Raw genomic sequence first — 15,033 nt, 5'->3', positions numbered from 1 at the left:
CAGTTATTTTGGGAGGGCACTGAAAAAGTTCAGTAAAAAAAGAGTAAAAACTATAATGTTTTTGCTCTTTTTTTTGTATCTTAAATGAGTATTTCAAGAGCAAAATAATAAACAACATGAAAAAAATATACTTCTTGGTTACAGTTTTCTTGGTTTCATTGCTATATGGACAAGAAAATCCTCTATCATTAAAAAGTCTTCATCAAGTCAATACATATAATGGCGGACAATTACTACACTCTGCATTTGATAAAAACGGAAATACTGTAATTGCAGGTTTTGCCAATGGTGATTTTAAAATTGATGGACAAAGTATTCCTACAGTAAATACGAATGATATTTTTATTTACAAATCAAAAGCAGATTCATTTGAAAAAAAATGGTTAAATGTTTTTAAAACCACATTAACATCTCTGTAAGTCTTCAAACTAATTTGGACAAATTTCATTCAATTCTGACAAGAAATTAATGAGATTTTTGACTTCACCCTGGATATTGAGTTTTCTGCGAAATCGTGACCGCGATACGCTGATGCTGTTAACAGACTGATAAGTAATAGCGGAAATATCTTTGGTGGACATATTAAGTCTAAGAAACGCACACATTTTTTTTTCGTTCGGGGTGGGATTGGGAAATTGCTGACTCAGTTTTGCATAAAAATTAGGATGCACTTTTGTAAAATGGGTTTCAAATTCTGTCCAGACATCTTGATCTTTTTTTTGATTCATCTCCCGGATTATTTCTTGTAATTGCTTCTGATTTGGAGGAGGTGTTGTCGCTTTCAAAGTGGACAATTGGTCGGAAATACTTTTTATAAGTTCGTTCTTTTTTAAAATATACATGACTTTGCTTGCCATTTCCCGATGTTGAAAATCCAAATCTTCGGTTAATTTTTCTTTTTCTAAAGACAAATTTTTCCGTTCTAGCTCCAACTTGTCATTAGAAAGTTTAGCATTTTTGAGTTTCGTTTTTTGTAAATACAGAAAAAGTGCCGCTAGGGCTAACAAAAGTAACAAAATACCACCTGCGGCATAAAACGCCAAACGGTTTTTTTCTTTTTCACTTTCTTGTTTTTGGGCATTGGCTTCATAAACTTCTTTTTGTTTTTCTAAAGCGTATTTTAGCTCTACACCGCTAACTTTCTTAACCGTTTCTGCATTAAAAAGACTATCTCTCAAATGGCTATATTGTTCTTGATTTTCTAAAGCCTGCTGGTAATTACCTAATTTTTTATAAACATTCCGTAAGAGTTCCAAACTTATGAGAATAGACTCTGTATTGCCTAGATTTTTCCCTAAAGAGAGCGCGTTATTGAGGTAATATTTGGATTATTCGTAATCACCAATTTCGGAATATGCTTTTCCCAAATTGTTGTAACATTGTGCCACGCCGCGATCTTCGCCCAAGTTTTCACGGATTTTTAAAGATTGATTGTAATAATAAATAGCAAGTCTGTACTCTTTACCTTCCAAATGACAAATCCCAATATTGTTGAGCAAAGAAGCTTCCAATGAAGGATCGTTGAGATTAGTATTTATTTTTTGTGCTGACTCAAAAAAGCCAAGTGCTTTATCAAATTGTTTTTGTTTTGCGTAAGTTGCTGCAATGTTATTGAGTATTTTTGCTTGCCAAGCTTGTACTTTTTGAGGCACCAGAACTTTTTCTTTATTTAATAATGCTCGAACTTCTTGATATTTTGAGAGCGCCTTGTCATAATTGTTTTGTTGGAGTTCTATGTTACCAAGTTGTGTGATTAATCGGATTTTGTTTACAATTAAACTTTGATCGTTTGGATTTTTTTTTAATAATTTATCATTAATTTTTATAGAAGATAAACTGTAATTCAATGCACTTGCAAAATTACCTTTGCCTAAATAAATACTGCCGAGCATTCTATACACATAGACTTTATCATTATTCTCGGGAAGTTGATTAATAAGTATTTCCGCTCTTTTACTATAATAAAGGGCAGAATCTAGATTTGATTTTGCGACTTCGTCCGATTTCCTAACCAAATCTTCAATATTTTTTACCATAGGGCTAGCAACTTCAGCAGCAACTTATGCACTGAAAGCCTGTCCCAAAAAAAAATGAAATGAATAAAAAATATCTCAATAACATAATTCCTCCGTATAATATTTGACTTAAACTTAAAACAAAATTAATCAAAAACGGTTTTGGATAGAAACAATATTTTTTTGTTGAAAAATTTAAAATATGTTATAAAATAAAAAAAGCCCCAAAATGCTAAACATCTTGAGACTTCTAACTTATAAAAATACTTCTATGCAATTAAATAATTATGATATTGAACAAAATTTACTTATTAATAAATTTATAGGTTTCAGAATCTTTAAAACCAAAAACACATACAAGCCGACTTCCCGACATAAAATCAGCTTCATCTTTTGAAAAATTAGAACTAACTTCAGCAATACTTTCACTTTAAATTTCCTATTTTCGTAAAAAACACAAAACAAATGAAGAAGAAATTGATCCTTATGTTTATAAGCTTCTTAATGCTAAACGCTTGCAAAAAACAAGAAAAAACAGAAGCTGAAAAAATCATAGACCAAAACGCACTTCGGGACAGCATATTTTTGGAACAGAAAAAATCACAAATCGTCCCAATTTTAGATTCTATTATTTCAAAAAATAAATTCAATGGCATTGTGTCTGTCGAATGGGATCAAAAAAAAATCTACGAACGCGCACAAGGTTTTTCTAATTTTGAACGTCAAACTAACATCGACAACCAAACGGTATTTCCTATCGCGTCAAACAGCAAACAATTTACAGGGGTTTTAATTCTACAATTAGAAGAACAACAAAAACTGAATCTTAATGATAAGGTTTCAAAATATTTAAAATCTTACCAAACGCCTTCTTATAAAGGCATCACAATTTCCGAGCTTCTTCATCACAGTTCGGGCATTAATTATTTTGGTGAAAAACTGATGTTCAAACCCGGCACTGATTTTCATTATTCCAATGATGCTTACAAAAATCTTGGCGACATTATCGAAGTGGTCACAGGAAAATCTTATGATGAAAATGTTATGGCACTTTTCCAAAAATTAGGCATGCGACATTCCTCAACGGGAAACTTGTACTCTGGGACAAATTTTGCAAGTGCTCATTTAGGAAAACTTAATAATCCTAAAGAAGTTCCTAATATGCCAAAACGTTTGGACAAAAATCACATTTCTATTGCTGCAGGCGGTATTTTATCAACAGTTGACGATCTTCATTTATGGAATAATGCGTTATACAATGGCAAAGTTTTGACCAAGGAATCTTTCAAAATTTTCATAAAACCTGAGAAGAATTTTGAACATTATATTTTAGGCAAAGTAGGTTACGCTTGTGGCATTATGATAAGTCCCAAATCACCACAAACCTATATGCATTCTGGATATGTGAAAGGTGCGCCTTCGCTCAACATTTATTATCCCGAGACCAAAACATCGGTGATTATATTGTCCAATATCGCTGATGAAAGTTTAGGAAAAAAAGCAATTTATAAAACACATCGCCAAATCCGAATCAAAATGGATTCGTTAACAACAATATGGAATCAAGACAAAAAAAATGTGCTTACTAATTTGTAAACACATTTTAATTATTTTAAAACAATTGATAACCAAGGATGAAGGATATCGAATTATACTCCGTATCCCATAGACTAGAATATACATATCCATTCTTTGACTGCACCAATTTTCTCGGTAAGCTGTATCTAACTTCAGCACTTAGTTTTTTATTATATTCATAAGATAAGCCAATGCCAAAACCTAATTTTGCATCGATGCTATTGTCTTGTCCTACATAAGAATAATCCATAAGATTTTCCGTTTTAGCATCCATTGGTAAATACAGAATCCCCATTGCTTTTGCAGACACGGTGGATTTTTCTTGATTGTAAAAATTATACTTTACGCCAAAAGGCAACAAAATGTTATTGTAATCCAACTTCACTTTTTTCGAAGGATTTATGGCAGAATCCACCTCATCTGTGAATGACTGAAAACTTGGTTGGATGAAAACCGAAGCATTGAAAAAATTGAGTCTGTATTCAAAATTAACTCCAATCAAAAATCCTGTATTTGAAAATTTATAGGATGCTTTTTCTGCGGCGATATCACCTTGGTAATTCATTGACAAAGACGAATTAACTACACCGGCGACAATGCCCATAGAGAAATTCCCTGTTTTTTCTTTTTCAGAATAAACTTTCACTTGATTATTAGAAGCATCACTACCTGAGTATTTTAAAAATAATTTTTTCAAAGGATCTTCGTAATACTCTAGAAATCTGATGTCTTTACTATCTTCGGAAATCCCGAATAAATTTGCAAGTTCTTTTTTATAAGAATTATCCGTAACAACATTGGTATCTCGATAATAGCGTTTGTTAATCAATTGCTTTATTTCACCATTTTTATCCTGATAGAAAAACGCTCTAGAATTGCTGTCATTATATTGAAACAAGTTATATGGTCCTTCTAAAACAACGCGCAGTAAAAGCGCCTTTTCGGTTTGCAAGATCGAGTTATTTTCTTCAATTTTAATATCATCAAATCTCGAAAAATTAGTAACAACGCTTACATATTTTGTTCCAGAGTTATAACTAATGCTTTCAAAATCTTTGGGTAACAAAACAACTTCCTTATCATTGTCATTCTTTTTTGTTACGAATGATGTTACAGCATTGTTTTGATTCTGCGTTTTTACCAGTATTTTTTCTGATTGCCCATTTCTATTAACAATTGTTGCTTCCACAAACTTTGACTGTGAAAATGCCAATCCGCTGATAAGAAACATTGGAACTAATAAGAGTTTCTTCATTAATTTTTTTTTCAAATATAAACTTCTTATTCAAACTGAAAACTAATTTCTACCAGAAATGTCAATTTATAAATTATGCTTTTAAAAATCCTTATTTTTACAAAAATTAATTTCGTGAGGAAAATCTATATTTTATTTTTAATTTGCGCTTCTTTTTTATTCTCAAAAGCGCAGTATTATGGAGATTTTGACAACAGTTTCAAAATAGGAATCAATGCAGGAATAGACATGCCGTCTTTGGATAACAAAACCCCTTTCATCAATTATAAACCTGGTGTTAATATTGGTGTTAATCTGGATTATTTCTGGACTTGGTTTGGGCTAGGTGCCGATTTTAATTATATCAGCAATGCTACAGAAAGTACGTATCCTAGCGATAATTTATTTTTAAATACGATTAAACTCAATAACATAAAACTTGACAAACATCCTATCAACAGAATGTTTATCGGGATTGGACCAAATTTTAAACATGAATTTTCGGAGGAGTTTTCTGCGATTTTTAAATTAAGAGGCGGCATTAGCACGTTAAAAAACGGAGAAGTGCAACAATATGTTGACCAAGCCAATCGCATTGACCTTAACAGCCATAACAGTTACGATATCAAAAGTATAGCTTCGGCAAAAGCACAACTGGAATTTAATTATTTCTTTACCGAAAATCTTGGGTTAAATTTTGGTGCTTATTACTTGCAGCATTTTCAAGTTAAAGAAAATGGCTCTGGAAATATTGCGGGCTATCGGCCTTTTACAGAAAATAATGGCCAAAATAATGTAGAACAAAATTACCAAGGTCGAAGCAGCCTGGAGCACGAAGCGCATTCTGTAGGCGCATTTGCTGGTTTGGTTTACCGATTCGGAAATTCTTATACATCAAAAAAATCCAAAACTACAAGCTATCCTTACAAACTGGAAGTTATCGTAAAAGACAAATATACAGACGAGGCGCTTCCCAACGCAGAAGTTCTACTTATCAACAGCCAAGGTCAGCGCGCCTATTACGGAACGTCTAATAAAGAAGGAAAAATCACTTTTAATAATGTAAAACCTGATGATTACGAACTGAAAGGAAAATTTCGTGATATAACGCTGGTCAGCAAACGTGTTGAAAAAACGACTTTAATTACCTTAATTCCTATGAAAATGGATTTGGAAAACGAAGACGAAAGATTTATCATCGAAGGAAAAGTTAGCGATTGTAACACAAAAAAAACACTTCCTTATGCAAGTGTCAGCCTTAAAAATGAAACAACTTCGGAAGTCAGAAATTTGAAAACTTCAGCCAACGGAACTTTTAGTTTCATGGCTAAAAAAGACGAATTATACAGTATCTACGGGAAAAAAAGCAATTATTTTTCTCAAACAGAAAATCTTGATGGCAAATTAAATGACCGAACTAAAAAGTTATTTCTCAACCTTCAGGTTTGTATGGAAGAAGCGACTTGCGATAAAGCGATTAACCTGCAAAACATCAACTATGATTTTGATAAAACCGAAATCCGAAACGATGCAAAACCCGAACTGGACAAGCTTTATCAGTTTTTAGCTGATAATCCCTCTATAAAATTAGAATTATCCTCGCATACAGATTCGCGTGGATCGGATGATTATAATCTGAAACTTTCGCAAGGTCGCGCCGACTCTGCGGTTAATTATTTAGTTTCGAAAGGCCTTAGCAGAAACCGAATTGTTGCTAAAGGTTATGGAGAAACCAAGTTGTTAAACGAATGTTACAATGACGCCAACTGCAGAGAAGATCAACATCAGCATAACAGAAGAACTGAGTTCAAAGTAATTTGTGCTAAATAAAGCAAAACGCCTTTCATTTTTTTTGAAAGGCGTTTTTAATTTCTAACTTTAAAACTATTTTAAGATTTTATCAGCCGTCATTTCTGTCCCATCAATAGAACTGGAAATTTTAAGTCCTAAAATCTTGGTCACAAGCGGATAAACATTGACATTGTTAAAAGCATTAATTTCTAAATTATTTTTAAAAGCAGGGCCCCAAGCCATAAAAGCAGCTCGCATTTCAGGGACTTTTTTGGGGTCATAACCATGTTTTCCCAAAGTAGTCGTTTTGCCTTTTTCTAAGAAAATTTTCGGGGCGTTTGGTAATAAAAAAATATCCCCAATTCTACCGAATGTATCATCTTTGGCACCATAATGCAAGCGTCGTGGCATACAAGCCGCCGTATAAATTTTGTAATCTTTGGATTTGCTGCGCTTTAGTTCTCTATAAACTTGTTTTATTTCATCAGCATTTTTAACTTTAACACGCAATAAAGTTTGACTATTAAAATAATCGAAACGAGACCTGTCTTTCAAAATCTCTGGAATATCGATCGTATGTTCTTTATCAACTTTAATCATACCATGATCAGAAACAAAAATAAAATTCACGTTTTTAAGACCTAAGGCATTGATTTTTTGCACCAGATTACCAATACTTTGGTCAACACTTTTTACAGCTTGTGCGGTTTCTTTTGCATCTGGACCATGATGATGACCCTTGGCATCAACTTCTGGATAATATAATGTTATAAAATGTGGTCTTTTTTCTTCAGGAAGTTTCAACCAGTTAAGGACAATATTTTCTTTGGTTTCGTTATTAAATTTTTCATGATAATTATAATAATAAGTTGGACGTGTCTTGCCCGCATCGCTCTGAGAACTCACCCAGAACAGCGAAGCCGACAGCAAGCCTTGTTCTTCCGCCAAACTCCAAAGTGGCTTTCCACCATACCAAGAGCCATCGCTGACCACTTTACGATCGTTCATTTTATAAGCTTCTTGACGTTTGTAATCATAGAAAAAATTATCAACCAAGCCATGATGCGATGGATAAAGTCCCGTGACTAAAGTATAATGATTTGGGAAAGTTATACTGGGATAACTGGGAGTCATATACTTAGCTTTTACACCTTGAGATGCCAATTTATTAAGATGTTCTGTCTGATATTTTTGCGGATAATCGTAACGAAATCCATCAACAGAAATCATGATAACATAAGGTTTTTCTTGAAAATTGGTCGCCGTATTTATTCGGTTCGGGACAATCACTTGTGCCGTATCAACTTGTGAGAAAATAAGATTAAACACCACCAAATTAATTATGAGCAAAAACTTTTTCATTGTTATTTCATTAGATTATACAAAAGTAGTTTTGATTTTTGAAACTGAGATTAAATTTGAATCAAATAATTAAAATGAATCCATGCACATCAATTTATCATTCCAACAGAACTTAGAATGTCTTTCTATTTTTAATTATGTTTAAAAACCCGTAAATTGCATTTTATTTCAACACCATTTTGAGTCTAGAAACTCCAATAGAATTTATCAAAGGGATTGGCCCAGAACGTGCCAAACTCATCAAAAATGTTTTGGCCATTTACAATGTAGAAGACTTTCTTAACTTCTACCCGATTCGTTATATCGATAAAAGTAAAATCTATACGGTAGCAGAACTTTCGCCTTCTTTAGAAATTGATGTTCAGTTGAAAGGGAAAATCACAGATTTGCAAGAGGTAGTTTCTCCAAAAGGCAAACGACTAAGTGCAAAATTCCGGGACCAGACAGGCGCAATGGATTTGGTGTGGTTCCGTTACACCAAGTGGATGAAAGAGTCTATTCCTGCTAATCGCGATATATTTATTTTCGGAAAAGTCCAATCGTTTAACAACAGTTTTTCCATGCCGCATCCCGAGATAGAAACCGATGAAACCAAAGCCATATCTGGCAGTCTTCTTCCAGTCTATTCCAGCAGCGAAAAACTAACCAAACGTGGCATTACTAACAAATTGTTTCAGAACGTCATTTATGAAATTCTGAAAAACTTACCTCAACTTACAACCGAAAATCTTCCAGAAAACCTCCTTAAATCTTTAAAATTAATGGGACGTATGGAGGCCTATTTTAATATTCATTTTCCTCAAAATGCAAAACTAGCTGCAGAAGCCGAGCGAAGAATAAAATTCGAGGAAGCCTTTTTTTTCCAGTTAGGTTTTGGACTGAAAAAACTGCATCAACACACCAAATCTATAGGAAATCCTTTTCCAATTGTTGGTGACTATTTTAATAACTTTTATAACCATCAACTTCCTTTCGATTTGACTGGCGCGCAAAAACGTGTTTTGAAAGAGATACGAACCGACATGAAACGCTCCACACAAATGAATCGTTTGCTACAAGGCGATGTTGGATCCGGAAAAACCATGGTCGCATTGTTAACAATGCTGATCGCGATGGATAATTTTTTCCAAAGCTGTATGATGGCACCCACCGAAATTCTGGCGCAACAACATTTTAATTCGATTCAAGATTTATTAAAAAACACAGATATTAAGGTCAAACTTTTGACGGGTTCTACAAAAACATCTGAACGGAAAATCATTCATGAACAACTTTTGTCGGGGGAACTATCTATACTTATTGGGACGCATGCTGTATTGGAAGATGTTGTTCAGTTCAAAAATTTAGGCTTGGTAATTATTGATGAACAACATCGTTTTGGCGTTGCACAACGTGCCAAACTTTGGGCAAAAAACAAAATCCCGCCTCATATTTTGGTAATGACCGCCACGCCCATTCCGAGAACATTAGCGATGAGTTTCTACTCTGACCTTGATGTTTCTGTAATCGACGAAATGCCTGTTGGTAGAAAACCTATTGTTACAGCACATCGCCGTGAGAAAGACCGCGCTTATGTGTACAATTTTTGTCATGAAGAATTACAAAAAGGCCGACAAATCTATTTCGTTTATCCATTAATTGAAGAGTCCGAAACTTTAGATTACAAGAATCTTCAAGATGGTTTTGATCATATTTTACAACATTTCAAAAGTTACAATATTGCGATGCTTCATGGTAAAATGAAACCTGATGAAAAAGATCAAGCCATGCAATATTTTGCTTCAGGAAATGCACAAGTTATGGTGGCAACAACGGTTATTGAAGTTGGCGTAAATGTCCCAAATGCTTCTGTGATGGTCATCGAAAGTGCTGAACGATTTGGATTGTCACAACTTCATCAGCTGCGCGGGCGCGTTGGTCGTGGTGCAGAACAGAGCTATTGCATTCTTATGACTTCTGATAAATTATCTAACGAAAGTCGAAAACGCATTAAAACCATGACCGAAACCAACGATGGCTTCAAAATTTCTGAAGTGGATATGGAGCTTCGTGGTCCTGGCGATATTTTGGGCACACAACAAAGTGGCGTTGTCGATTTCAAAAAGCTGAACCTCATGACCGATTCGGAGATTATAAAAAGCGCAAAACTGGCTGTTGAACATCTGTTGCAAAAAGATGCACTGCTTGTACATCCGAAGCATTTGTCCATGAAGAATTTTTACATCAAACAATATAAAGGCAAAAATAAGTGGGGCAAGATTTCCTAAAGATTTGGAAGATTGGCATTTATAACATAGTTTTGTAACTCAATTATCAGGAACCTCCGCAGAGGTAGCAACCTGCAACGACAAGCAAGGTGCTAAAGCGATAAGCCAATTTTTGGAAAAAATGTTGTTATCAATCTTCTGCTGTGGTCTTACTAAACATCAATACATGACGACAGAAAACAAATCTCGCGAAAGCTTCATTAGCCTTATTCCTTTTTTAGTTTTTGTATTTAGCTTTTTAGGCGCTGGAATATATTTGGGTGATTTTTATGCCTTGCCGTCTCCTATTGCTATGGCCGTGGGTATTATCTCCGCATTTTTGATAATCCGTCTTCCCTTTAGAACTAAAATGAATGAATTCTTAAAAGGTTGTGGTGATAAGAATGTGCTGACCATGTGTATTATTTATCTTTTGGCAGGCGCTTTTTCAGCAGTAGCAAAAGCTTCTGGAAGTGTTGATGCAATTGTTAATTTGGGTTTGGACTATATTCCTATTAATTACATTGCGTTGGGGATTTTTATTTTAGCATCTTTTCTATCATTAGCCTCCGGAACGTCGGTAGGTTGTATTGTTGCCCTTGGGCCCATCGCTATTGAACTGGCTACAAAAAGTGGTATTGACATCAACCTTATGGCTGCGGCTTTGTTGACTGGAGCGATGTTTGGGGACAATCTTTCCGTAATTTCGGATACGACTATTGCGGCGTCTCAGTCTTTGGGAAGCAAAATGTCGGATAAATTCCGAACCAACTTGTGGATTGCCGCGCCAGCATTTTTAATAACAATTGTCCTTCTATTTTTAAATAATTCGGATGTGCCACCACTACAGCATCACACCGAACACAACAGTCATTTTTATCTTTTGATTCCTTATATTCTGGTTATTGGATTGGCATTTCTAGGCATGAATGTTTTTTTCGTATTGCTCATCGGGATTGTCGTTTCTGGAATTATCGGTTGGTACAGCGCGGGAATGGACCTCATCACATTTTCGAAAACCAGTTATGAAGGTTTTACCTCGATGACAGAAATTTTCCTACTGTCGTTACTAACGGGAGGACTTGCAGGCATTATTGAATATGCTGGTGGCATTCGTTTTTTATTAAATAAAATCCTGAAAAGCATTCAATCAAAATTCTCGGCAATGTTTGGCATGGGCATTTTGGTAAGTCTGGTGGACGCTTGTATTGCCAACAACACCATTGCGATTTTAATTACAGGAAAAGTTGCAAAACCTGTTTCTGAACATTATCAAATAGAGCCCCGAAAAATGGCTTCTGTATTGGACATTTTTGCCTGTATCATCCAAGGCATTATTCCTTACGGCGCACAGGTTTTAATATTAATGAGTTTCAGCAAAGAGAATATTGATTATCTATCGCTCGTTGGACATTCTTATTATATTTGGTTATTGCTGATTTGTGTATTTGTATTTATTTTCTTTAACCGAAATCAAATATCAAATTCCATTAAATAATCATCCATCACATAATTGTTCCCAATGTCGAACACGGCTTCGTCATAGACTTTAAAACCTTGGGATTCGTAGAATTGTCTTGCTGAATTGTTTTTGTTAACCGTGAGTATAATTTTAGAATCCAGATTTTCTTTCGTTTTTTCTTTAACCAGATTAAGTCCAATTTTTCCAGCACCTTTTCCTTTGGCTTCCGGAACGAGATAAATGCGGTGAAGTTTTGTAATGTCGGACTCAACATGATGCTCAAAACCGACAAAACCTAGTGGCGTCTCCTTTTCAAAAATTAAAAAATAATGATAATTCGGATTCTGAAAATGCGACATAATCTCGTGTTCAGAGTACATTTTATCCAACATATATTCTAACTGATCTTTAGACAAAATCTCAGCGTAAGCATCTTCCCATGAGCGTCTCGCCAAATCCTGAATTATAGAAATATCGAACTGACTCGCCTTTTTCGTTGTTATCATAATTTAAAAAATAAAAAAAGGGCCGAAGCCCTAGATATTGTTTTAGATGGTTTGCATTTCTGCTTTTATCTTGTCTTGCAATCCTTCCGAAGCGATTGTTAAAGGCAATCTCAAATAGTTTTTGACAATTCCTTTTTCTGCTAAAACAGTTTTAATACCGCAAGGATTTCCTTCTGCGAAAATCAATCTTGTGATGTTAACCAATTTGTTATGAATGTCGTAAGCTTCTTTCACTTTTCCATCGAAAGCCAATTGTACCATCGTTGAAAATTCTTTTGGATAAGCTTGTCCGATTACAGAAATTACGCCGTTACCGCCCGCTAAAGTCACTGGCAGTGTAAACTCGTCATCACCAGAAACCAGGTTAAATCCTGCTGGTTTCTTTCTAATGATATCAAAATATTGTAGAATATTAGGTGCCGCTTCTTTTATCATGATTAGATTTGGGAATTCGGTTGCCAATCTCAAAGTTGTATCAGCTTCGATATTTTGTCCAGTTCTTGACGGAACATTATAAATAATAATATTTTTCCCTGTAGAAGCAATCATTTTATAATGTTGGTAAAGCCCTTCTTGATTTGGTTTGTTATAATAAGGCGATACAGAAAGTACAGCATCAAAAGCCGACAAGTCTGTTTCTTCAATTTGCTTTTTAACTTCCATCGTATTATTACCACCGATTCCTAATACCAATGGTACACGTGCATTGTTCACCTTTATAATATGCTCAATAACCTGTTTCTTCTCGTCCTCGGAAAGTGTTGCCGCTTCTGCTGTTGTCCCCAAAACCACGAGATAGTTAGTCCCATTATCGATATTGTAGTCAACCAACTTGGTTAACGCATCAAAATCTATCGATAAATCTTCATTAAATGGCGTTACCAATGCAACACCTACACCTTTTAAATTGCTCATATTATTAAAAAATTACTGATAGGTAAAGTTATGATTTTTGTTTTATTTTAAAGTGAATTTCTTTTATCAAATTTTCAAAAAATAAGATGCGTTCAATCGTTTGTTTATAATTAAATATTAGAGCGAAAAAATACACAGCAAAATGTATTACTTACTAAAAAGATAAGAAATCTGCTTTAAGAAAAATCCTTAGATTTGTTGTCTAAAACTTTCACCTTACATGAAACGCTTACACATCTTGGCGCTAGCATTTTCACTAATGCTACTTAACGCCTGCTCGCCACGTCAAAACATCAGCAATATTGACCCTCAAAAAAATATTGTGATTGATGTGAAACTTGTTGAAGACCCGAATTTTAATCAAGTAATTGCGCCTTACAAAAGCGAACTTGAAAAGCAAATGAACATTAAAATCTCTCATACTTCTGTTGAGCTAAACAAAACGGGTGACAATAGTAACCTGGGAAATCTCCTAGCCGATTTCACCTACGATGGTGCCGCAGAATGGGGGAAGAAAAACAACATTTCACAAATCGATGGTGGCGTCATCAACATCGGAGGTATCCGTACAATTATTCCACAAGGTGACATTACAGTCAAACAAATTTATGAAGTCATGCCTTTCGAAAACGAAATCGTAATTGTCAAAATAAAAGGCAGCGATCTGGAAGATATGTTCAAATATTATTTGGAAAACAAAACCAACAATCCTGTTTCGCACATTACAATTCTGACAAGTGGTAATCAAATAAAAACGGGGTTAATATCGGGACAACCGATTGATAAAGACAAAATCTATAACATCGCAACCTCGGACTATTTGGCAATGGGTGGCGATCGTATGTATTTTTTCAATAAAGGTCAAATGATCGGGACAGGCATCAAAATGCGGGATCTTTTCATTCAAAAATTTAAAGAAAATAAAGAAGTGAAAGTTCCAACAGACATACGTTTGGATTTAAAATAGAAAATTATGAAAAGAAAAGAATTTTTAAAATATCTAGGCGCAGGAACTTTAGGACTTAGTTTGACACCAAGTTTGACGCTTGCTAATACGCTAACTTCACCGACATCTTCGAAAGATCTTAAGTTAACCATTTTACACACCAACGATCAACACAGCCGTATCGAACCATTTGATGCTTCTTACTCCAAAAACCCCAACCAAGGAGGTTTTGCAAGAAGAGCAAGTCTTATCCAACAAATCAGAAATCAGGAAAACAATGTTTTGCTTTTGGACTCTGGTGACATCTTTCAGGGTACGCCTTATTTCAACTTTTTCGGTGGCGAATTAGAATTCCGATTGATGAGTATGATGCAATATGACGCCTCAACAATGGGAAATCACGATTTCGATAATGGACTAGAAGGTTTTCTAAAAGTTTTACCCAATGCGAAATTTCCATTTATTTGCTCCAATTATAATTTTAAAAATACTATTTTAGACGGCAAAACAGAAACTTATAAAATTTTTAATAAAAACGGAATAAAAGTCGGAATTTTCGGGCTGGGTGTAGAACTTCAGGGGCTTGTAGGAAAAGCGAATTATAAGGAAACGGAATATCTGCATCCTATAGAAACCGCCCAAGAATACAGTCGTATTTTGAGACAAGAAAAACAATGTGATTTGGTAATTTGTTTATCGCACCTTGGTTACGATTACGAAAAAGAAGCAGAGAAAATGTCCGATAAAATCTTAGCCAGCAAAACATCTGGAATCGATATTATTTTGGGAGGCCACACCCACACTTTTTTACCAGAACCTCAAATTTTTGTTAATAAAGACGGGAAAAACGTCTTGGTGAATCAAGTTGGTTGGGCTGGACTTTTGTTGGGAAGAATCGATTTTTATTTTAATAAAGATAAGTCTGTGAAAAATATTTCTTGGAGAAATCAAGTTATAGATGAAAGCATAATTGCCTAA

At 34.6% G+C, this 15,033-nt stretch carries 13 protein-coding genes and 1 riboswitch; of the genes, 7 read left to right on the top strand and 6 right to left on the bottom strand.

Features of this window, described 5'->3' with window-relative positions; translation table 11 throughout:
* The first annotated feature begins 116 nt into the window (after window positions 1-116).
* Window positions 117-419 carry a hypothetical protein gene (locus G6R40_RS12840; protein WP_165136287.1) on the top strand — a complete coding sequence of 101 codons (303 nt, stop codon included), beginning with the start codon at window positions 117-119 and terminating at the stop codon, window positions 417-419.
* A 9-nt stretch (window positions 420-428) separates the two neighbouring features.
* On the opposite strand, the gene G6R40_RS12835 is transcribed toward G6R40_RS12840, so the two are convergent.
* Both G6R40_RS12835 and G6R40_RS12830 read right to left on the bottom strand, forming a co-directional pair.
* Window positions 429-1,256: a helix-turn-helix transcriptional regulator gene (locus G6R40_RS12835; protein ID WP_165136284.1), complete on the bottom strand. Its 828-nt coding sequence runs from the start codon at window positions 1,254-1,256 to the stop codon at window positions 429-431.
* Between the two features lie 72 nt (window positions 1,257-1,328).
* On the bottom strand, window positions 1,329-2,036 hold the full coding sequence (locus G6R40_RS12830; RefSeq protein WP_165136281.1) for a tetratricopeptide repeat protein: 708 nt from the start codon (window positions 2,034-2,036) through the stop codon (window positions 1,329-1,331).
* Between the two features lie 444 nt (window positions 2,037-2,480).
* Between G6R40_RS12830 and G6R40_RS12825 the strand changes: the two genes are divergently transcribed.
* Complete coding sequence (locus G6R40_RS12825) at window positions 2,481-3,611, top strand: serine hydrolase domain-containing protein (RefSeq protein WP_165136278.1); 1,131 nt, start codon at window positions 2,481-2,483, stop codon at window positions 3,609-3,611.
* A gap of 16 nt (window positions 3,612-3,627) precedes the next feature.
* On the opposite strand, the gene G6R40_RS12820 is transcribed toward G6R40_RS12825, so the two are convergent.
* A complete protein-coding gene (locus tag G6R40_RS12820; RefSeq protein ID WP_165136275.1) occupies window positions 3,628-4,848 on the bottom strand; it encodes a hypothetical protein in 1,221 nt (406 codons plus the stop codon).
* 114 nt (window positions 4,849-4,962) lie between these two features.
* Between G6R40_RS12820 and G6R40_RS12815 the strand changes: the two genes are divergently transcribed.
* On the top strand, window positions 4,963-6,657 hold the full coding sequence (locus G6R40_RS12815) for an OmpA family protein (RefSeq protein WP_165136272.1): 1,695 nt from the start codon (window positions 4,963-4,965) through the stop codon (window positions 6,655-6,657).
* Between the two features lie 54 nt (window positions 6,658-6,711).
* Here G6R40_RS12815 and G6R40_RS12810 read toward each other — a convergent pair whose 3' ends face one another.
* Entirely contained in the window at window positions 6,712-7,980 is a 1,269-nt protein-coding gene (locus tag G6R40_RS12810; RefSeq protein WP_165136269.1) for an ectonucleotide pyrophosphatase/phosphodiesterase, read from the bottom strand.
* A gap of 179 nt (window positions 7,981-8,159) precedes the next feature.
* On the opposite strand from G6R40_RS12810, the gene recG reads away from it, so the two are divergent.
* Both recG and G6R40_RS12800 read left to right on the top strand, forming a co-directional pair.
* The gene (recG, locus tag G6R40_RS12805; RefSeq protein WP_165136266.1) at window positions 8,160-10,247 is read left to right on the top strand and encodes an ATP-dependent DNA helicase RecG; all 2,088 of its coding nucleotides are present in this window, start codon (window positions 8,160-8,162) and stop codon (window positions 10,245-10,247) included.
* A 38-nt stretch (window positions 10,248-10,285) separates the two neighbouring features.
* A riboswitch (SAM-I-IV-variant riboswitch) is annotated at window positions 10,286-10,379 on the top strand.
* Between the two features lie 34 nt (window positions 10,380-10,413).
* Window positions 10,414-11,724 carry a Na+/H+ antiporter NhaC family protein gene (locus G6R40_RS12800; protein WP_165137718.1) on the top strand — a complete coding sequence of 437 codons (1,311 nt, stop codon included), beginning with the start codon at window positions 10,414-10,416 and terminating at the stop codon, window positions 11,722-11,724.
* Here the strand turns inward: G6R40_RS12800 and G6R40_RS12795 are convergent.
* Both G6R40_RS12795 and dapA read right to left on the bottom strand, forming a co-directional pair.
* Complete coding sequence (locus G6R40_RS12795; protein WP_228455861.1) at window positions 11,700-12,194, bottom strand: GNAT family N-acetyltransferase; 495 nt, start codon at window positions 12,192-12,194, stop codon at window positions 11,700-11,702. The two genes, G6R40_RS12800 and G6R40_RS12795, sit on opposite strands and share 25 nt — an antisense overlap.
* A 42-nt stretch (window positions 12,195-12,236) precedes the next feature.
* Complete coding sequence (gene dapA, locus G6R40_RS12790) at window positions 12,237-13,109, bottom strand: 4-hydroxy-tetrahydrodipicolinate synthase (protein ID WP_165136263.1); 873 nt, start codon at window positions 13,107-13,109, stop codon at window positions 12,237-12,239.
* A gap of 220 nt (window positions 13,110-13,329) precedes the next feature.
* On the opposite strand from dapA, the gene G6R40_RS12785 reads away from it, so the two are divergent.
* On the top strand, window positions 13,330-14,076 hold the full coding sequence (locus tag G6R40_RS12785) for a 5'-nucleotidase C-terminal domain-containing protein (protein WP_165136260.1): 747 nt from the start codon (window positions 13,330-13,332) through the stop codon (window positions 14,074-14,076).
* Window positions 14,077-14,082: 6 nt separating this feature from the next.
* A complete protein-coding gene (locus tag G6R40_RS12780; RefSeq protein WP_165136257.1) occupies window positions 14,083-15,033 on the top strand; it encodes a bifunctional metallophosphatase/5'-nucleotidase in 951 nt (316 codons plus the stop codon).

Origin of the sequence: Chryseobacterium sp. POL2 (genome assembly GCF_011058315.1) — a bacterium.
Classification (GTDB): Bacteria; Bacteroidota; Bacteroidia; order Flavobacteriales; family Weeksellaceae; genus Soonwooa.
Note: the sequence above shows the minus strand (reverse complement) of the source record. Positions and strands in the feature narration are given on the sequence as shown.